Source organism: Rhizobium changzhiense (genome assembly GCF_013087625.1).
Classification (GTDB): Bacteria; Pseudomonadota; Alphaproteobacteria; order Rhizobiales; family Rhizobiaceae; genus Rhizobium; species Rhizobium sophorae.
On record NZ_JABFCQ010000004.1, the window covers coordinates 377,907 to 396,524 of the forward strand.

The window sequence follows — 18,618 nt, forward strand, 5'->3', positions numbered from 1 at the left end:
TGCCCGCTCTTAGCCGATCACGTCGGGCTTGGCGATAAACAAATGCGGACCTTGTCGGTCGTTAGGTCAATTTTGAAAGTGAGTCGCGAGGAGCGATGGCCGGGCGGGCTTTCGGCCGCCGAGCGCTCCTCAAAGGACCCGGCAACCGCGCGTAAGGCCGAGGAGAAGAAGCGAGGTCAGGGCGCGCGTATTGTCACGCAGGGCGATGCGGCCGCGTGCAATCGTGTCAGAAATTCTGGCGCCAGTGGTCTTCATGACCGCGCTTATAACCTCGGGCGGTTAGGCTGGCAAGTCCTTGCCCGGCTTTTGGTCGTCGTCGAGAGTTGATGAATTGCCCGCCTATTGCCGGCGGAGCTGCTTGAAAGCGCCAGGATCCGGCATTTGGAGAGCAGAACGACCTTCCGTTACCTCGACTGAGCCCGGTCTTTCCAAATCTTCACCAGCTGCGACAGCGCCAGCATCAGTCCACCCGCGATCAAGCCCCAGAAGGCGCCGGAAATGCCGCCGAAGGACACACCAGCGGCGGTGACGAGGAAGGTGATTGCCGCCGCCTCGCGCGAGTCCGGCGCCTGGAAGGCCGACATTGCCGAGGACGAGAAGGCGCCGACCAGAGCGAGCCCCGCCACCGCCTCGATGAGGATGGAAGGCGCCAGCGCGACGAAAGCCGTCACCGCTCCGGCGAGCAGCCCGAGAATGATATAACCGACGCCGGCGATCAGGGACGCCCAATAGCGCCGCTTCGGGTCGGCATGGGCATCTTGGCCCGCGCACATCGCCGCGGTGATCGCCGCCAGATTGACGGCGTGGCCGCCGAACGGCGCCGAGAGCAGCGAGAAGAGGCCGGTGACGGCAAAGAGCGGACCGGGCTTCGGATCGTAGTGATTGACCTTCAGCACAGCGATACCGGGAATGTTCTGCGAGGCCATGGTGACGATGAAGAGCGGCAGCGCGATCGACACGAAACCGGCAAGATTGAACACCGGCCGGACGATCTCCGCTGTCGGCACCAGCGATTGTTCCAGCGAGACCAGCGCACCATCAGGGATATCAACGCCGAAGGCGAGCACCAGCACGAAGGCCGCGAGTGCTGCCGGCACTGCCCAGAGCCGCTTGAAGGCGCCGACGACGATCCAGGCGACGACGATCGGCAGGCCGAACAGCGGATTGAATCCGATCGCCTTCACCGGCGCGAAGCAGAGGCCGATCAGCACGCCGGCGAGCATTGCATTGGCGAGCGGCGCCGGAATGGCGGCAACCGCCCGGCCGAGAGGCTTGAACAGCCCCGCGACGACAATCAGCGCAGCACAGATCAGGAATGCCCCGACCGCCGCATTGAAGCCGCCCTCGATCGCCCCGGTGCTTGCCAGCAGCGCCGCACCCGGTGTCGACCAAGCGATACTGATCGGCAATCGCGTCACAGCACTGAGCACGATCGCGCAGACGCCCATGGATATCGACAATGCCATCAGCCCGGACGCCGCCTGTGCATCCGTCGCGCCGACTGCCTCGAGCCCGTGCAACACGACGGCGAAGGAACTGGCGGAGCCGACGAAGGCGGTCAGCAGCCCCATGAACAGGGCCTGGACGGAAAAATCTTTGAGCATGGCGGAACTCTAAGCTGCGGGAATGGCGCATGGAGCATGATGGCTGCAGCACGCGCAAGCCCAGATTCAGCCCTTTCCGTTCAGCGCCCGCGTCGTCCGATCGGCCGGCCTCTCCATGCCGACCAAAACAAAACGCCCTTGCCTGATATCTGCAGGCAAGGGCGGTTCTTGGCAGCTTCGGCTGAGAAAAACTCAGATATCGGCCTGCGAGGTCACGACCCTAGAAACGAGGCCGTAGTCCTTCGCCTCTTCGGCCGACAGCCAGTAGTCGCGATCCGTATCCTTGGCGATCTTGTCGAGCGGCTGGCCGGTGGCCTCCGCCATGATCTTGTTCAGGCGCTCGTTCATCTTGATGATTTCGCGCGCCTGGATCTCGATGTCGGATGCCATCCCGCGCGTGCCGCCGGAGGGCTGGTGCAGCAGGAAGCGGGTGTTCGGCAGGCAAAGGCGCCGTTCCTTCGGAGTGGCGACATAGATCAGCGCGCCTGCCGAGGCGACCCAGCCCGTGCCGATCATCCAGACTTTCGGCTTGATGAACTTGATCATGTCATGGATGGAATCGCCGGATTCGACATGGCCGCCGGGCGAATTGACATAGATGCGGATGTCGTCGTCGCTGGCTGCGGCAAGCGCCACGAGCTGCGAGCAGACTTTCTGCGCCAATTCCTGATTGATCGGTCCGTAGATGAAGATCGAACGCGACTTGAAAAGATTCGCCTCCGTTTCCTTGCCGAGCGGCAGTTCCTTCGTCTTGTCGTCCTGGTCTTCGTCGTTCATTCGAACCTCTTGGAGATGAATTCGGGTTCCTCGCACATAGTGCGACTCAATGCCTAAAACAATGCAGGAAAAACACAAGGCACCGAAGCGATGGAGATATCCTTAAGAAGCCGCGCGCCGTTCTGCAAGCCTTACCGAATTGTAACGGCGAAAGGCTTTGAAAAGCCTAAATCGGTTCCTACCTCAACCTCACGCGGCAAACGCCGCATTCGATAATAGGAGGCAGGACATGTCACCCGAAGAACGCCAATTGCTGACCGCCCTCTTCGACCGCGTACGCACCGCCGCGGCCACACCGCGCGACCGCGAGGCCGAAGCCCTGATCGACCAGGCGACACGCGAACAGCCCTCCGCCACCTATTATCTGGCCCAGGCCGTCATCGTTCAGGAAAAGGGGCTGGAGGCGGCAGCCAATCACATCAAGGAACTAGAGGAGCATGTCCGCCAGCTGGAAGCCGGCACGAGCGAACACCGCCAGGCCGAACAGGGCGGCGGCTTCCTGAGCTCGATCTTCGGCAATACGCAGACGCAGCAGCCTGCCCCCGTTCCCTCCAATCCCGGTCCCTGGGGCCAACAGTCCCGCGGCTATGATGACTCTCGCAGCTACGACCGCGACGTCCGCCAGCCCCAGCAGCAGCCGACCGGCCCCTGGAGCCAGCAGGCCTATGCGCCGTCGGCCGGCGGCAGCTTCCTGCGCGGCGCGCTCGGCACGGCAGCGGGCGTGGCGGGCGGCATGCTGCTTGCCAATTCGCTGAGCGGCATTTTCGGCAACCACATGTCCTCGCTCGGCTTGGGTTCGCCGTTCGGCGCCAATCCCCTCGGCAATGCCAGCGCACCAACCGAGGAAACCGTCATCAACAACTATTACGGCAACGATGACGCCCGCCAGGCTTCGGACAACGCCGCCGATGACAATGATAACGCCAACGTGCAACAGGCCGACTACGATGACAGCGACGACTCGTCCGGCGATGACGTCACGGATGTCTGAGGTTTAACGGCCAAGGCATGGGCGGCAGCTGGTTTTACCTTGCCGCACCGTTGCCCGGCCCTTCGCTCAGGCTCAGGGCGTTCGTCGCTGCAATCGATTCACTGGATCGATTGCTCGGGCTGCGCCCGACCGCTCCTCACCCACGGCCGCGATAGGTGGCGACGCCCTGTTCCGGCAGCCACACGCCTTCCGGCGGCTTGCCCGTCTGCCAGAAGACGTCGATCGGGATGCCGCCGCGCGGATACCAGTAAGCGCCGATCCTGAGCCACCGGGGATCGAGCAGCTCGACGATGCGCTTGGCGATGTAGATCGAGCAATCCTCGTGGAAAGCGCCGTGATTGCGGAAGGAATGCAGGAAGAGCTTCAGCGACTTCGATTCCACCAGCCATTCGCCCGGAATATAGTCGATGACGATATGGGCGAAATCCGGCTGCCCGGTCATCGGGCAGAGCGAGGTGAATTCCGGCGCGGTGAAGCGCACGACGTAATCGGTGCCGGCATGGTTGGACGGCACTTTTTCAAGCACCGCCTCCTCCGGTGACTGCGCTGTTTCGGTTTGCTGGCCCAGCATCGACAGGCTGGAAACATCGGTATTCGGCATCATGCCTCCTTGACGACTTTGACGCGGATGCCGTGAGCCTTTTCGCCTTCCGGTTCCACATGAATTGCAATGGTGGCGCCCTCGTGCACCGCCCTGATGGCATCCTCAAGGCGGTCGCATATATCATGCGCCTGCCGCACCGACATCGCACCGGGCACCACCATGTGGAAATCGATGAAGGTGACGGTGCCCGCCCGCCTCGTTTTCAAGTCATGCACGCCGATCGAGCCCGCCGCGTGGGTGGCGATCGCCTGCTTGATCGCCTCCTCCTCCTGCGGCTCGACCGCCTGGTCCATCAGCCCGCCGATCGATTGCGAGATCACCTTCCAGCCCTGATAGAGAATGTTGACGGCAACGAGAATGGCAAGCACCGGGTCGAAGATCGCATATCCCGTTGCCAGCGCCAGCAGCAGGCCGACGAGCACGCCGACGGAGGTCACGACGTCGGACATGATATGCTGCCCATCCGCCGTCAGCGCCGCCGAGCGATGTCTGCGTCCGGTTCTGATCAGCAACCGCGCCCAGACCACATTGATGACACCGGCCGCGAAGTTGATCGCAAGGCCGAGCACGGGTGCGTCCAGCATGCGCGGCTCGGCGAGATAACCGACAGCCTCGTTGACGATCAGCAGGGCAGCGACGACGATCAGCACGCCCTCGGTGACAGCCGACAGATATTCCGCCTTGTGATGGCCGAAGGGATGGTCGTGATCAGCCGGCTTCTGCGCATAGCGGATGACGAAGAAGGCGATGAAGGCGGCAACGACGTTGACCGACGATTCGAGCCCGTCCGACAGCAGCGCCACCGAGCCGGTGACCCACCAGGCCACCATCTTCAGCCCCATGACACCGAGCGACAGCGGAATCCCCCACATCGCCAGCTTGCGAACCGTAAGATCGCCGTTGTCACTCATATCGTTCCCCTGCGGTTGCGAATGAATTGCAGCTTTCGAGCCGTTGAAACGCAAAACCGCCCACGCGAATGTCGCGCAGGCGGTTCAGTTGATGGTGATATGGGGGAAGAGAGCGGATTTGTCAAAGGGAATGAGACTCGCATCCGCGCGCCTCAAGGAGCGGGGTCGGCGAGAATAATTTGCGGCCAGCGCAAGAGCGCGGCCTGCCCTTCAGGCGTCAGCGCATAGACGCCCTTCTCCCTGCGTTCGAACCAGCCATAAAAGTTGTCGCGCAGGATCGGGCCGGCGTTGGGCGCAAGCGCCTTCATATCCCGCGGCCGCATCAACCCCTTGTCGAGCGCGGCGGCGCAGACGAGCGCCTGCTGGCGATAGGCCGTCATGATCGGTGCCCGCGTACTGCCGCCGACGGCGGGATCGCCGCGGCGGCGCTGATGCTCCTTGACGAGGCGCGTCCGCCGCTTCGGACTGGTGCGCGGCATCGGCGAGACCGAGCTGACGATGACACTGACCTCGCCGCTATCGGAAACGCCGAGCATGCCAATACCAAGCCGCCGGCAGAGATCGCGGTAACGTTTGTCGGCCTCTCGCCCTCGGCCCTTGGCAGACACGCGAGCCGCGACCCAGACTTCATCGCTCATCGCCGCGCGATCGACTGCCTGGAGAAGCAGTTCGAGGTTGAAGGAAAGTTTCAATTCGCAGACCACCACGACCGGCGGCTCGGCACTGTTCAAGCCGACAAGATCGCATCCGCCGACCTCGCCCTTCACGACATAACCGGCCGCCTCCAGGAAAGCTTTGACCGGCAGGTAGAGCGATGTCTCCACGGTGAAAACGGCGCCTCAGGCGGCGTTGAGATCGGCAATCTCGCCATATCGTGCAAGCAGTCGCGGCGACGACATGTCGCCGGTCTCCTCGTCGACGATCACGGCATAGGCCGCCACGCCGACAAAACGCTCAGCCATCGCCGAAGCGATCTTTTCCGCGCTGACGGAGTTCGATGCCTGGCGCATTTCGCCGGGCACGAGATTGCCGCGGTTCTTGCGGTAAGGGAGAACGATGAACTTTTCAGCATTGGCCACGGCGATAGGTTCCAATTGATCGTTCCTGAAATGTTCTGATTTGCCGGAAGAAGTCAAGTCGCGGCTCGACGGTCTGAAGGATGGCCCTTCCCACAGTAGGAAGGGCCAGGCGAAATTGCGCTCAGGCAGCCTTGGTCTTCACCTTGCGCGCCAGATGCGCCACGACATTTTCGATCATCCGCATCCCGGCATCGCCACCGAGCGTCATGATCGACTCCGGATGGAACTGCACCGCGGCGATCGGCTCCTTTTCGTGTTCGATACCCATGATCGTGCCGTCGTCGCTTTCCGCGGTGATGATGAACTCACGCGGCAGCGTCGAGGGATCGGCGAAGATCGAGTGGTAGCGGCCGACCGTCACCTCCTTGGCAAGGCCGGAGAAGACGATGCCCGGTTCCAGCACGCGGATGCGCGAGGGCTTGCCGTGCATCGGCAGCGCCAGATGGCGCAGCTCCCCGCCATAGGCTTCGGCAAGCGCCTGCAGACCGAGGCAGACGCCGAAGATCGGCAGGTTGCGCGCCCGCGCCTTCTTGATCGTCGCCTTGCAGTCGAAATCCTTGGGCGTTCCGGGTCCGGGCGACAGCACGACGAGGTCCGGGTTCAGCCGGTCGAAGATTTCCTCCGGCACCGGCGTGCGCACGGTCGAAACCGTCGCCCCCGTCTGGCGGAAGTAATTGGCGAGCGTGTGAACGAAGCTGTCTTCGTGATCAACGAGCAGGATGCTGATGCCCTTGCCGACGCTTGCGACGTCGCGCTGGATCTTGCCGGAATTGCCCGTTTTGGCGTCGCGGATGGCGGAAAGCATGGCGGAGGCCTTCAGTTCTGTTTCGGCTTCTTCTTCGTCAGGAATGGAATCGTTGAGCAGCGTCGCACCGGCGCGCACCTCGGCGATGCCGTCCTTGATGCGCACGGTGCGCAGCGTCAGCCCGGTATTCATGTCGCCGTTGAAGCCGACCATGCCGATCGCCCCACCATACCATGCACGCGGGCTCTTTTCATGGCTCTCGATGAAGCGCATCGCCCAGAGCTTCGGGGCGCCGGTCACGGTGACAGCCCAGGCGTGGCTGAGGAAACCGTCGAAGGCGTCCATGTCGTCGCGCAACCGTCCCTCGATATGGTCGACCGTGTGGATGAGGCGCGAATACATCTCGATCTGCCGGCGGCCGATCACCTTGACCGAACCCGGCTCGCAGACACGGCTCTTGTCGTTGCGGTCGACATCCGAACACATGGTGAGCTCGGACTCGTCCTTTTTGGAATTCAGGAGCTTCAGGATCTGCTCGCTGTCGGCGATCGGATCGTCGCCGCGCTTGATCGTGCCCGAAATCGGGCAGGTCTCGATGCGACGGCCGGAAACGCGCACGAACATTTCGGGCGAGGCGCCGACCAGATATTCCTGATGGCCGAGATTGATGAAGAAGGAATAAGGCGACGGATTGATCGCCTTCAACCGCTTTGAAATGTCGGACGGCTTGCTGTCGCAGCGCTCCATGAATTTCTGCCCCGGCACGACTTCGAAAAGGTCGCCCTTGCGGAAACTTTCCTTCGCCTTGGTGACGAGCTCGGCATATTCGCCGGGCCGGTGATCGCTCTTCGGCGGAATGGCATCCGTGTGTTTGAAGGGCTCCGCTGCGATATCCTGCGCCTTGCCTTCGGTCGTCACGCCGCCTTTTTCGAAGTCGTAACGGTCGACCCAGGCCTTGGCGGCGTAGTTGTCGACGACGAGGATCTCGTCCGGCAGGTAGAGCACCATGTCGCGCTGGTCGGAGGGTCGCGTCAGCTTTAGATCGATCGCATCGAACTGGAAGGCGATGTCGTATCCGAAGGCGCCATAAAACCCGAGGCTCGCATCCGCCTGCGAATAAAACAGGTCAGTGACGGCGCGCAGCACGGTGAAGACGGTCGGCATCTTCGAGCGTTCTTCCTCGGTGAACACCCGGTCCGGCGTCTTGACGGTGAGGTCGAGGCGGCGGGCCGAGGAAGCGCCGAGCACGAGGTCGGAGACTGTCTTCAGCCGCTCGGTCACGAAGCCGAGGATCACCTCGCCGCGTTCATTATAGGCCTCGATCCAGACGTCGCGCCCGAAAGAAGAGATGCCGAGCGGCGGATCGACGACGGCGGTATCCCAGCGCGTATAGCGGCCCGGATATTCGTAGTTCGACGAAAACACCGCGCCACGGCGCTCATCGAGCTTGTCGACATAGGAAGAGACCGCATCGCCGTAGGGGATTGCCCGCCGCTGCCGCGTGACGGTAATGCCGCCCTTGGTCTCGTAGATTTCCGCACCATCATCCCGCAGGATCGTTACCATTGTTCCACTCCGTTATCGGGGCCCGGACGACAGGCGGCCATAAACAAAAAAAGCCGCCTCGAAGTTTCGGGCGGCTCACTCGTCGTCTTTGGACACGATTGGTCGAGGCCGCCTTAGCGAACCCACCACCAAACAGCAATGTTCAAGGACTTGATCATGAAAAATTGTTAGCCTGAGATCAGCGATTGCGCAAGAGGCGAATGCGGAATGAAAAGGGCGGCCCGAAAGCCGCCCCTCCCCAGCCTTGAAGACGTGATCGCGATCAGAAAGTCTTGGAGATCGAGACCTTGAACGTACGGCCCGGCTCCGAATACCACTCCCGCGGCTGGGACGCCGTCGCCGAGCTCAGATTGACCTCGCGCACGGCGAGCGCGTTGTAATGTTCCTGATCAAAGATGTTGTAGACGCCTGCCTGCACGCGCAGGCCCGGCACCTGTTCCGGCGTCCACCAGCCAGTCAAGTCGACGATTGCGTAGCCGGGCGCATCGAAGGTCGTGTCGTTGGTGTTGCTGAGGGGCGTATCGAGATGGTCGGTGAGCATGCCGGCCGACAGCGTCGAAGAAAGGTCGAAACCGAAATTCTCGTTGCTCCAGCCGCCGCCGACGATCGCCTTGAACGGTGCCACCGAGCGTAGGCGCTGAGTGGTTTCTTCATTTCTGCCATATGCATAGGCAAGTGACGCATGCAGATTGATGCCGTTATTGAATGTCTTGGCGGCGCTGGCTTCAATACCCGAGATCGTGGCCGCAGACACATTCGTGTAGTTGAATTCCGTAAAGCCGGTCGCGTCGACGCTCGTCACCGTCTCGATAAAGTTCTGGTAGCGGGTGTGGAAGGCAGCGACCCGACCGGTAAAATCGCCCGTGTCAAAATTAGCGCCGATTTCGACGCCGCGGCCGATTTCGGGTTCCAGATCGGGATTGCCGAGCTGGGCGTAGCGGCTCGTCGGGTTGTAGAAGCGGCTGTAGAGTTCGTCCACGGTGGGTGCGCGGAAGCCGACTGCCAGCTGCATGTAGAGCTGCACGTCAGGCGTCAGGTCGTATGTCGCAAGAATCTTCGGCGACAGACCGGCTTCCGTTCGGTCGTTCAGGTCCCCGAAACGGGTAAGCCCGGTATTGCTTGCGAAACTCCCGCCGGTCGAGGGATTGTAGTTGAACCAGTCGAAGCGGAAGCCGGGTGTCAGCGCGAAGCCGGTATTGCCGATTTCGATCTTGTCTTCGACAACAAGCCCAAAATTCTGGCTGTCGACATCGGGCACTTCCGCCTGGTTGTTCAGCGACGGGCAGGTCGTCGGTGTGGGGCAAAGGGCCCAGCTATACTGGCTCCAGCTCGAAACGCCGACGTCGAAGCCAATGCGAACAGAGTGGCTGAGACCGGAATATTCGAAATCCTTCGTTGCCGTGCCACTGAAGCCCCAGGTTTCGTTTTCAATCTCGTTGTTACGTCCATAGGCCACATTGGCGGTCGTACGGCCCCTGCTGCCGGCTTCCTTCTTCAAATCCAGCCAATAGAGCGTGGCACGCGCACTGCTGAAAAACGCGTCGGAGGACTGCGCTTCATAATCATAATCGAGCGATACGCGATCGCGGTCACGCAGTTCGCGACCGTCATAATTGTCGATCATGAAGTTGCGAGGACTGGTGCCTCCCTGGAGTTGGCGCAGGTCGGTCTTAAGATCGCGGCGGAATCGTTCCGCTGTCAAGCCGATGCGATGGCCGCCTTCCAGCTCCTGGCGTAGTTTGAAGAGCAGGTTGTTCTGATCGAAATCAGCCGGATTCGCCTCGGTGCGAAAAGCACCGTAGCTGTCATTGTCGCCCATATTGTCGCGCTCATGGCCCTTGCGGTAGCCGCCCTGAAAGAGGATCGACGTGTTGCCGATCTTCTTGGCAGCGGCGGCCGAGCCGGAAATGCTGCGGTCTTCGCTGTCATAGGTCGACTTGACGATCGCACCCCAATCCCGGCCTTCGGGAATAAGATCCTCCGGCTCCAGCGTATTGAGAACGATGGCGCCGCCGAGCATGCCGGAACCGCCCTTGCTTGAATCCGCACCGCGCACGATATCGAGCGAAGACAGTGAATCGAAATCGAAGGTGTCGCCGCCACCGTTGGCGTTGGCCGGCGCAAAGGCGCCCTGGCGCGAGCTGTTCGAAATATAGGGTATCGGAATGCCGTGGTCAGGATGCGAGCGCCGGAAAGGCCGCGCAGGTTGAAGCCTGCGTCACCACGCGAATAATTCACACCTGCATCGACGCTGCGGCCGATATCGTCAAAATTGGTGACCTGCTTTTCTTCGAGCTGCTTGGCAGTGATCTCGGTGGCAAGCGGCGTGTCGGCGACGCTGCCCGGCGCCACGCGTTTGCCCTTGACGACGATCTTCTGCAGGACAGTGCTGTCCTCAGCCGTGGCTTGCGGCTCGGTTGCCGTAGCGCTTTGCGCGAAAGACTGCGAAACAGGAAGAACAACTGTGGCTGCCGTGCAGACCAATAGAACCGAACGCCAATGCCGGACGATCATAACCTACCCTCTAATGATGATTACCGGGCTGGCTGGTCGTGGCGTGTCGCACGCTCGAGGGGCTGGCTGGGTTTTTGCGGATGAAGACGAAGTAGAATTCCGCCTTCTTTTCGCCGCATAAAAAACATGAGGAGTGTTGTCAACATAAGTCATGGTTTTATGTTGAATATATCTATCAAGTTTTAGCGATCTTCAATGACGTTGCACAATTGCAACGAAAAACGCCCTCATGCGTTGTCATCAGCCAGGGATACGAGGAATCGGACGCGTTGAGAAAACTTTCGACATTGGCGATCCTTTTCGCCGCTACCGCCTTTCTTGCCGGTGCCCGCCTGCCCCCGCAAGGCCCGATGCCCGAACCTCGGCCAGATGCCGGACAGGCGACCAACCCCACCTCCCCCTCCTCGGAAAAAGTGGAACCGCCCGCACCTGAAGAAGTCCCGGCCCCTCAGCCGAAACCCGATGTCCCCGATGTCAAGGATCCGGAGGCACCGGCATCGAGCCAGCCGCCAGCGCCGCAGGCCGCACCGTCAAAGCCCGGGTCGGCAGAACCGATGCAAGGTCCACCACGGCCGCCGGGCAGCCCCGAAAGCTCGCAGCCGCCGACGGAGGAAGGTAAGCCGCCCGGCGAGCAGACACTTGAAGAGCAACACCTGACGATCGAACCCGAAAGCGATGCGGAACATGCCGAATGCACGGCCGCACTCCAGTCCCTGGGCGTCGTCTTCAAGGACACGGCGCGCATCGACGACGGTAACGGCTGCGGCATCGACAAGCCGATCATCGTCTCCGAAGCCCTGCCCGGCATAAGGCTGAAGCCGGAGGCGACGATCCGCTGCGCGGCGGCACTGGCCCTTGCCCGCTGGATGAAGGACAGCGTCATCCCGGCGGCTTCCGCCGCCCTGCCGGAGCAGGGCCGCATCACCACCGTCAACCAGGCAACGTCCTATATGTGCCGCCTGCGCAACGGCGCCGGAACCGGCAAGATCTCCGAACATGCCCGCGGCAACGCCATCGATATTGCGAGCTTCCATTTCGAAAAGGGCGAGGATGTCGCCGTCCGCTCCCGCCGCGAGGATCCGACCCTCACCGGCGCCTTCCAGCGCACCGTCAGCGCCGCCGGCTGCCTCTACTTCACCACCGTCCTCGACCCCGAAAGCGACGCGGCCCACGAAACCCATTTCCATCTCGACGTCATCGAGAGGAAGGGTGGCTATCGTTATTGCCATTAGTTATTTCAAAGACTTACGATTCCCGCTTGAATCGGGTCATCCAACCACTAAACTTCGGCACGAAGAACCGGCGGAGTGCCTACCATGACCTTGTTGAGCTTCCAGATGAAAGATTCCACAGTTTCCCGTCTGGATCGCCTGGCCGAAAGGCGAAAGCTTTCGTCGGCCGAGATCGCAGCCGTGGCGATCGAAGAATTCATCGAACGGGAGGAATGGCAACTCTCGGAGATCGAGGCTGCCGTTCGCGAAGCCGACCAAAGCGACTTCGCCTCCGATGAGGATGTCGCCGCAGTCCTGTCAAAATATATCGGCAACCCTTCTGGAAAATGAGCCTGCGCATCAAATGGACCCGCAGAGCGCTTGCCCGCCTTGATCATATCGGCGTTTACATCGCCCGTCACGATCAAGGCGCCGCGGCGAGGGTCATCGCCCGTATCCAATCCATCGTGGAGACGATGCCGGATTATCCGTTGATGGGAAAAGTTGGGCGCGTCGCGGGGACAAGGGAAATGGTGCTGAGCGACATTCCCTATATTGTCGCATATCGCGCTAAAGAAAACGAAATTGAAATTCTAACCATCTTGCACACATCTCAGCGGTGGCCGAAGAGCTTCTGAAGCCGGCTCTAAAACAACCCCTCGATATAACCCTGGTCGTTCAAGAAAATCCGTTCCGCCGACGGTGATTTCGGCAAGCCCGGCATCGTCATGATCTCGCCGGTGATGGCGACGACGAAGCCCGCTCCTGCCGAAAGCCGCACCTCTCGCACGGTAACGATGTGGCCTTCCGGCGCGCCGCGCAGGTTCGGATCGGTGGAGAAGGAATATTGCGTCTTCGCCATGCAGATCGGCAGCTTGCCGTAACCCTGCTCCTCCCATGTCTGCAACTGGTCGCGCACCGCCTTGTCGGCCGTCACCTCGCCGGCGTGATAGATCTTCGAGGCGACGATCTCGATCTTCTCGAACAGCGAAAGATCGTCGCCGTAAAGCGGCTGGAATTTCGCCTGCCCGGATTCGGCCAGTTCCACCACCTTGTGCGCCAGTTCCTCGATGCCGGCCGAACCTTTCGCCCAATGATGGCAGAGGATCGCCTCGGCGCCGAGCCTCGAGACGACTTCCTTGACCGCCGCGATCTCGGCCTCGGTATCCGAGACGAAATGGTTGATCGCCACGACGACGGGCACGCCGAAACGGCGCACATTGGCGACGTGCCGGCCAAGATTGGCGCAGCCCTTCTTCAGTGCGACGACATCCTCCGTGCCGAGATCTTCCTTCTTCACCCCGCCATTCATCTTCAGCGCCCTGACCGTCGCGACGATGACGGCCGCATCCGGCTTCAGCCCCGCCTTGCGGCATTTGATGTCGAAGAATTTCTCCGCTCCGAGATCGGCGCCGAAGCCTGCTTCCGTCACCACATAGTCGCCGAGCTTCAGCGCCGTCTTCGTCGCCGTTACCGAATTGCAGCCATGGGCGATGTTGGCGAAAGGCCCGCCATGCACGAAGGCCGGATTGTTCTCCAGCGTCTGCACCAGGTTCGGCTGCATCGCATCTTTCAACAGCACCGCCATGGCGCCGTCGGCTTTTAGGTCGCGCGCATGCACCGGCGTCCTGTCGAAACGATAGCCGATGATGATGTCGCCGAGCCGCCGCTCCAGATCCTTGAGATCGGTGGCAAGGCAGAGAATCGCCATCACCTCGGAGGCGACGGTGATGTCGAACCCGCCCTGGCGCGGGAACCCGTTGGCGACGCCGCCGAGCGAGGAGACCATACTGCGGAGCGCCCGATCGTTTATGTCCATGACCCGCCGCCAGGTAATGCGGCGGATGTCGATATTCTCTTCGTTGCCCCAGTAGATGTGGTTGTCGACTATCGCCGCCAGCAGATTGTGCGCCGAGGTGATCGCATGGAAATCGCCGGTGAAATGCAGGTTGATGTCTTCCATCGGCACGACCTGCGCATAACCGCCGCCGGCCGCGCCGCCCTTGACGCCGAAGCAGGGACCGAGCGAGGCCTCGCGGATGCAGACAATAGCTTTCTTGCCGATCCGGTTCAGCCCGTCGCCGAGCCCGACGGTGGTGGTCGTCTTGCCCTCGCCCGCCGGTGTCGGATTGATCGCGGTGACGAGGATCAGCTTGCCGTCCTTCTTGCCCGCCTGCGCGGCGATGAACTCGGCGCTGACCTTCGCTTTGTCGTGACCATAGGGAACGAGTTGCTCGACCGGAATGCCCAGTATCGCCCCGATTTCGAAGATCGGCTTTTTGGCCGCGGCGCGCGCGATTTCGATATCGGATTTGATTGATGGCATGGATGTTCCCCCGTCGGCCTCCGCGGGAGCGGAGTCGTTGTTTTTCTCTTCATCGAGATAGCGAAATATCGGCGGGGTGTGAATAGCGCTAGCGCCTTGCGGTCGCCACGCTTACAGCGCCGCGCGTCTTTTCAGACGCGCAAAGGACGCTGTAACACTTTGAATCTACGCATCGACCCGAAAATCGGTTTCGATTTTCGGGTCGATGCGCTAGGCGTTTATGTGGCGGTCAACAATTGCGGCTTCTTAGGGTGAAGACATGAAAGCATTGGAAATCTTCGTCGAGCGCATCATCCTGTCGAGCCGCTGGATCCTCGTGGCCTTCTATATCGGCCTGGTGCTGGCACTGGCCGTTTATGCCGTTTCCTTCGGCTACAAGCTTCTGAAGATTGCCGCCAGCGTCTTCGTACTGGACGAAGCTGGGATGATCCTTGCCATGCTCAGCCTGATCGATGCGGCCCTCGTCGCAAGCCTGATCGTCATGGTGATGATCTCAGGCTACGAGAATTTCGTCAGCCGCTTCGACGAGGTCGACGAGGCCGACAGCGAAGTCTCCTTCCTCGGCAAACTCGATTCAGGCAGCCTCAAGATCAAGGTCGCCTCCTCGATCGTCGCCATCTCCTCGATCCATCTGCTGCAGGTCTTCCTCAACGCCGACCAATATGCGGACGGCAAGATCATGTGGCTGACCTTCATGCACCTCGCCTTCGTCGCCTCCGCCGTCATGCTCGGCTTCCTGGAGAAGCTGATGAGCGTCACGTCGAAAAATGATCTGAAGGATAAGGATTGACAGGCGGCACGAGGCGCCTTCGGAGCTTGAACAAGCAGCAGCCCGACGCAAACGCCGAGCTATGCTCTTTCGCGTTCTGAGATCAATTGACCGAAGCAGCAACAGGAACGATCTCTACCTCAGCTTTTCTCGGGCATCGAAGGCTCTCCTTCGCCTCCGGCCCACAGACATGCAAGCCGGGCTCTTCATCATAAGGGAGGATACCATTGATGATGCCAAGCTTGAGCGCCTCAGAAGGAAGTATGATACTTCCTCGCTCAGTTGATGTGGCGGGCATCATCGTCTCGTATGTCTCGGCATTGACGCCCATCTCGTCGAAATAAGCGAAGAATGTCGTATATTCAGTCGTCGTGGGCCTAACGATGCCGATCGAAGAATATCCGACAATCCGCGGCGTTCCGCTCATCAGGACAAGAGTACAGGTCGAAAGGCAGTACGCACGGCCGGCGAAGACTTCGCCCTCGGTCGATCCGCTTTTGGCGATGCTGGCTTTGCAACGCGGATCCAGCTTTGGACAATTCGGCAACTGCGTTCTGCCAATCGAGGTCTCCACACCTGCAGCACGGATCATACGCCCCATCGCGAAAGCCGCATCCATGTCCCCGCCACTAGACTGAAGGACGATCGGCAGCTTTCTGTCGCCGAGCGTCATCAACATCGCCTTCAGCCGAGCCGGCGTATCCGGCGTGATGTCTCCATCCGCAGAAATCCACTGTCTGCACTCTTCCTGGCAGTTGCCATTGGACATCAGGAGGAAGTCCATCGGCCGGCTTTTCGGCAGACTCCCGCTTGTGTCTGCGGCCGCATCCTGCACGGGCGTCTCAGATACCGGCGTCTTAGATACAGGCGCCTTAGCCGCCACAGGCGCTTCGGCTGCCGGATGGCTGTGACAGACAGCATCGGCCGCTGCATCCGGCGCGCAGAGCGGCATCCCGGGCCATTCATTATAAGCCAGCATGTCCGTCGAAAGCCCCATTCGAAGGGCATCTGCGGGTACTACGATGTTGATGCTGTCAGGCGTGGCGCTCATCATCAGACCAATCAGATCCTCGCTGACACCCATTTCTTTCAGATAGGCCGTCAAGGCAGCGGTGGCCTTCTTTCCAAGTTTGGTGGAACTGCTCCGCCCCGCCACCTTGCGTCCGACCTCCTTGCGGGAGATCTCCTTTTTCTTGCCGTTCACGATCTTGTATTCGATGCGATAGGAAACACGCACCTTGTTGTAGACGGTCGTGATCTGGTGGACACCGATAAAGGCCCATTGCGATGCGACACGCGACGTACCGCCGGCGAACGCCAGCGGACAAGCGGAAAAGCAGTATGCACCGGACGAATAGGTGTAACCGACCGCGCTACCGTCCTTGGCAATAGCGGCTTGGCAGCGCATATCCCCAACCGGGCAATCTTTGAGCCGCGTGCCGCCGACCGCCGTTTCCAGCCCGGCCTTGCGGATCATCCGGCCCATCGCATAGGCGGCATCGACGTCGCCGCCTTCCGAACGGAAAACGACAGGCAATTTACGGCCGCCGATCTTCTTGAGTATTTTTCTCAGCCGCGCGGGCGTATCGGACGTTATGCGCCCCTCCGCCGATATCCATTCCGGACAGTTTTCCTGGCAGAGATGACTACGCACGAGGATGAAGCTCATCGGCGGCTGTGCCGCCTTCTTCTCCCCGGCAGCCTGCGAGGTTGCCGCCCCGATCGGCAAGGTCAAAAGGAGAAAAACAAGTAATAATCTGGAAAATAGACACTTCACCAAAAAGGAAATTGCAAAGCGCACGATTAAATTGCCTCAGTTGTACTGAGCATAGGCTTAGCAATTGGATTGACTGCCAGCAAGTCGGATTTCGACGCCCGCTGCGGTCCTCTTATCTTTGTTCTCTCATTCGCAATCCGGCTGACATGGCGACCCGCTGCGGCCGTGTTCACGGCAGATCACCCGGCCCGCGCAAAGCGCTGCAGGTGGACCGGCCCAATCGCCTTTACGCCGGTGCCGGGGGGATCCGTGTTCTGCCCCCGAAATTCTCCCAAAGTGATTCTCTCCCTGCCCGGTTGGGCGAGATCTATAGTTAGGCGGCCATGGAGGAACTCAAAGATACCGCGACGCTATCTTTGCAAGTCGAAACTCAACCGGGGCGCGAGCTACTGTGGCTAATTTTTCACAATTTGAATGAATCGGCTTGCGTTAGGTCAATTGGGGCTAGCATCCCACCGATTTTCTGTATTTGATAGCGGTAACATTAGGGCTGCCCGGGGGCGTACAAATGTCTTACATGACTACCTCTGAAAGACAGTCATTGCTTTCGGCAGAGCTTGCGACCGCACGAACGCGCAGCCTGTTCGCGCAGGCACTCGGCAGGGTCTCCACAGCCTTCGGATTGTCGCATGCGACGCTGATGCACGCCCCCTCCCCCGAAGACCTCCTCTTGAAACCCCTGCTGATCGAGAGCTCGCTTCCGGCCGCCTATGTCAGGGATTTCGACCGAGCCCACATGATGCGCGGCTGCCCTTTCGGCGTAAGGTTAAGGGAGTCTGCCGTGCCGCCGGTCTGGCACCTCAACGACGCCTCCAATGGTCAGGCCTTTCCGGCCGAACTTCGTGCCCTGATGCTGCGCCATGCCATACCGGCAGGCGTTGCCATGCCGACCATTGCAGCCGACGGCCAGCGTCTCGTCTTTTGGTTCTGTGGCGAGCGCGCCGCACTCGGCCAGAGCGAGATCAACGAGCTGGCAATGATCATTCTCCATGCACTCGATGCATACAATGCAGTCAAGCGCAATGAGGAGTGCGCGCATAACGCGCTGTCGACTCGAGAACTAGAAGTTGTGCGATGGACTGCCCAGGGCAAGACCTCAATCGAAATCGGTCAGATTTTGGCGCTCTCGGACCATACGGTGAACGCCTATATGACGAACGCGATCAAAAAACTCGATTGCGTCAACCGGACCCAGTTGGTAGCTAAGGCAATTCGATTGAAGCTGATCAACTGAGGAATCAGAAGAGAGTCGGCACGTCGTCCCGTGATCTGGGGGAATCGTGCCTCTTCACTTCGAACAGCCCGTTATTGACAAGACAGAACAATCCCGCGCCCACATCGGCATCACCGATGCGGAAGTCGTCCAGATGCTTGGCTCCTATCGTCTTTTCGGCTTCTGGCGCATCGACATCGAGACCGGACATTTCTTTGCAAGCGAGGATGTCCACGCAATCTTCGGCCTCCCCTACAGCGATGGCCCTGTCAACCTGACAGAGCTGATGTCGCGCATCCACGAGGAGGACCGCAGCCTGATCGCCCAAACCTTCGAAGAGGCAAGCCTTCACGGCGTCGGCTTCCATTTCGTTTATCGCGTCGACAACCGGCTTGGCGGCTACAAGCTGGTGCGCAGCGTTGGCCGCTTCCGAAGCGATGAAAGCGGCGGCGGCATCGTCGGCATCACCTATGAATTCGTCGAGAAACTGCGCGTCGTCGGCTTCGAGGACAACACGATACCCCGCTGACC

15 protein-coding genes and 2 pseudogenes are annotated in these 18,618 nt (G+C 60.6%); 7 read left to right on the top strand and 10 right to left on the bottom strand.

From position 1 onward, the window contains the following. Positions 1-404: 404 nt before the first annotated feature. Both G9X68_RS22035 and G9X68_RS22040 read right to left on the bottom strand, forming a co-directional pair. Positions 405-1,635, bottom strand: a pseudogene (locus tag G9X68_RS22035) (benzoate/H(+) symporter BenE family transporter). A gap of 161 nt (positions 1,636-1,796) precedes the next feature. Continuing rightward, on the bottom strand, positions 1,797-2,381 hold the full coding sequence (locus G9X68_RS22040) for an ATP-dependent Clp protease proteolytic subunit (RefSeq protein ID WP_168310610.1): 585 nt from the start codon (positions 2,379-2,381) through the stop codon (positions 1,797-1,799). Between the two features lie 229 nt (positions 2,382-2,610). Between G9X68_RS22040 and G9X68_RS22045 the strand changes: the two genes are divergently transcribed. Then, positions 2,611-3,372, top strand: coding sequence for a DUF2076 domain-containing protein (locus G9X68_RS22045; RefSeq protein ID WP_171604225.1), 762 nt, complete (start codon positions 2,611-2,613; stop codon positions 3,370-3,372). A gap of 136 nt (positions 3,373-3,508) precedes the next feature. On the opposite strand, the gene queF is transcribed toward G9X68_RS22045, so the two are convergent. The 6 genes and pseudogenes from queF to G9X68_RS22075 all read right to left on the bottom strand — a co-directional run bounded on the left by queF (position 3,509) and on the right by G9X68_RS22075 (position 10,791). Beyond that, complete coding sequence (queF, locus tag G9X68_RS22050; RefSeq protein WP_003541825.1) at positions 3,509-3,973, bottom strand: preQ(1) synthase; 465 nt, start codon at positions 3,971-3,973, stop codon at positions 3,509-3,511. Further along, on the bottom strand, positions 3,973-4,887 hold the full coding sequence (emfA, locus tag G9X68_RS22055) for a CDF family cation efflux transporter EmfA (protein ID WP_171604226.1): 915 nt from the start codon (positions 4,885-4,887) through the stop codon (positions 3,973-3,975). The genes queF and emfA overlap by 1 nt, the downstream gene beginning before the upstream one ends. A 152-nt stretch (positions 4,888-5,039) precedes the next feature. Further along, positions 5,040-5,711 carry a DUF2161 family putative PD-(D/E)XK-type phosphodiesterase gene (locus tag G9X68_RS22060; protein WP_171604227.1) on the bottom strand — a complete coding sequence of 224 codons (672 nt, stop codon included), beginning with the start codon at positions 5,709-5,711 and terminating at the stop codon, positions 5,040-5,042. Positions 5,712-5,726: 15 nt separating this feature from the next. Next, a complete protein-coding gene (locus G9X68_RS22065) occupies positions 5,727-5,966 on the bottom strand; it encodes a hypothetical protein (protein WP_003561395.1) in 240 nt (79 codons plus the stop codon). 121 nt (positions 5,967-6,087) lie between these two features. Further along, complete coding sequence (locus G9X68_RS22070; RefSeq protein ID WP_171604228.1) at positions 6,088-8,277, bottom strand: anthranilate synthase; 2,190 nt, start codon at positions 8,275-8,277, stop codon at positions 6,088-6,090. A gap of 262 nt (positions 8,278-8,539) precedes the next feature. Beyond that, positions 8,540-10,791 (bottom strand): annotated as a pseudogene (locus G9X68_RS22075) (TonB-dependent hemoglobin/transferrin/lactoferrin family receptor). 209 nt (positions 10,792-11,000) lie between these two features. Here G9X68_RS22075 and G9X68_RS22080 point away from each other — a divergent pair. From G9X68_RS22080 to G9X68_RS22090, 3 genes are all read left to right on the top strand, one after another. Beyond that, entirely contained in the window at positions 11,001-12,023 is a 1,023-nt protein-coding gene (locus G9X68_RS22080) for an extensin-like domain-containing protein (RefSeq protein WP_171604229.1), read from the top strand. An 84-nt stretch (positions 12,024-12,107) separates the two neighbouring features. Beyond that, the gene (locus G9X68_RS22085) at positions 12,108-12,353 is read left to right on the top strand and encodes a CopG family ribbon-helix-helix protein (protein WP_171604230.1); all 246 of its coding nucleotides are present in this window, start codon (positions 12,108-12,110) and stop codon (positions 12,351-12,353) included. Continuing rightward, positions 12,350-12,640 carry a type II toxin-antitoxin system RelE/ParE family toxin gene (locus tag G9X68_RS22090; RefSeq protein ID WP_171604231.1) on the top strand — a complete coding sequence of 97 codons (291 nt, stop codon included), beginning with the start codon at positions 12,350-12,352 and terminating at the stop codon, positions 12,638-12,640. The genes G9X68_RS22085 and G9X68_RS22090 overlap by 4 nt, the downstream gene beginning before the upstream one ends. 8 nt (positions 12,641-12,648) lie before the next feature. Here G9X68_RS22090 and G9X68_RS22095 read toward each other — a convergent pair whose 3' ends face one another. Continuing rightward, entirely contained in the window at positions 12,649-14,328 is a 1,680-nt protein-coding gene (locus G9X68_RS22095; protein WP_171604232.1) for a formate--tetrahydrofolate ligase, read from the bottom strand. Positions 14,329-14,587: 259 nt separating this feature from the next. Here G9X68_RS22095 and G9X68_RS22100 point away from each other — a divergent pair, with 259 nt between their 5' ends. After that, positions 14,588-15,118 carry a TIGR00645 family protein gene (locus G9X68_RS22100; RefSeq protein WP_171604233.1) on the top strand — a complete coding sequence of 177 codons (531 nt, stop codon included), beginning with the start codon at positions 14,588-14,590 and terminating at the stop codon, positions 15,116-15,118. 82 nt (positions 15,119-15,200) lie between these two features. Here the strand turns inward: G9X68_RS22100 and G9X68_RS22105 are convergent, their stop codons facing one another. Then, positions 15,201-16,898 (bottom strand): hypothetical protein, encoded by a 1,698-nt coding sequence (locus tag G9X68_RS22105; protein WP_171604234.1) that lies wholly within the window; start codon positions 16,896-16,898, stop codon positions 15,201-15,203. Between the two features lie 484 nt (positions 16,899-17,382). Between G9X68_RS22105 and G9X68_RS22110 the strand changes: the two genes are divergently transcribed. Then, on the top strand, positions 17,383-18,108 hold the full coding sequence (locus G9X68_RS22110) for a helix-turn-helix transcriptional regulator (RefSeq protein ID WP_171604360.1): 726 nt from the start codon (positions 17,383-17,385) through the stop codon (positions 18,106-18,108). Between the two features lie 46 nt (positions 18,109-18,154). Next, complete coding sequence (locus tag G9X68_RS22115) at positions 18,155-18,616, top strand: PAS domain-containing protein (RefSeq protein WP_171604235.1); 462 nt, start codon at positions 18,155-18,157, stop codon at positions 18,614-18,616. The last annotated feature ends 2 nt before the right edge of the window (positions 18,617-18,618 follow it).

Excerpts from the sequence above, each read along its gene's own strand:
- G9X68_RS22100 (WP_171604233.1), top strand. The coding sequence starts at position 14,588 with ATGAAAGCATTGGAAATCTTCGTCGAGCGCATCATCCTGTCGAGCCGC.
- queF (WP_003541825.1), bottom strand. The coding sequence starts at position 3,973 with ATGCCGAATACCGATGTTTCCAGCCTGTCGATGCTGGGCCAGCAAACC.
- emfA (WP_171604226.1), bottom strand. The coding sequence starts at position 4,887 with ATGAGTGACAACGGCGATCTTACGGTTCGCAAGCTGGCGATGTGGGGG.
- G9X68_RS22110 (WP_171604360.1), top strand. The coding sequence starts at position 17,383 with ATGTCTTACATGACTACCTCTGAAAGACAGTCATTGCTTTCGGCAGAG.
- G9X68_RS22070 (WP_171604228.1), bottom strand. The coding sequence starts at position 8,277 with ATGGTAACGATCCTGCGGGATGATGGTGCGGAAATCTACGAGACCAAG.
- G9X68_RS22085 (WP_171604230.1), top strand. The coding sequence starts at position 12,108 with ATGACCTTGTTGAGCTTCCAGATGAAAGATTCCACAGTTTCCCGTCTG.
- G9X68_RS22040 (WP_168310610.1), bottom strand. The coding sequence starts at position 2,381 with ATGAACGACGAAGACCAGGACGACAAGACGAAGGAACTGCCGCTCGGC.
- G9X68_RS22045 (WP_171604225.1), top strand. The coding sequence starts at position 2,611 with ATGTCACCCGAAGAACGCCAATTGCTGACCGCCCTCTTCGACCGCGTA.
- G9X68_RS22095 (WP_171604232.1), bottom strand. The coding sequence starts at position 14,328 with ATGCCATCAATCAAATCCGATATCGAAATCGCGCGCGCCGCGGCCAAA.
- G9X68_RS22090 (WP_171604231.1), top strand. The coding sequence starts at position 12,350 with ATGAGCCTGCGCATCAAATGGACCCGCAGAGCGCTTGCCCGCCTTGAT.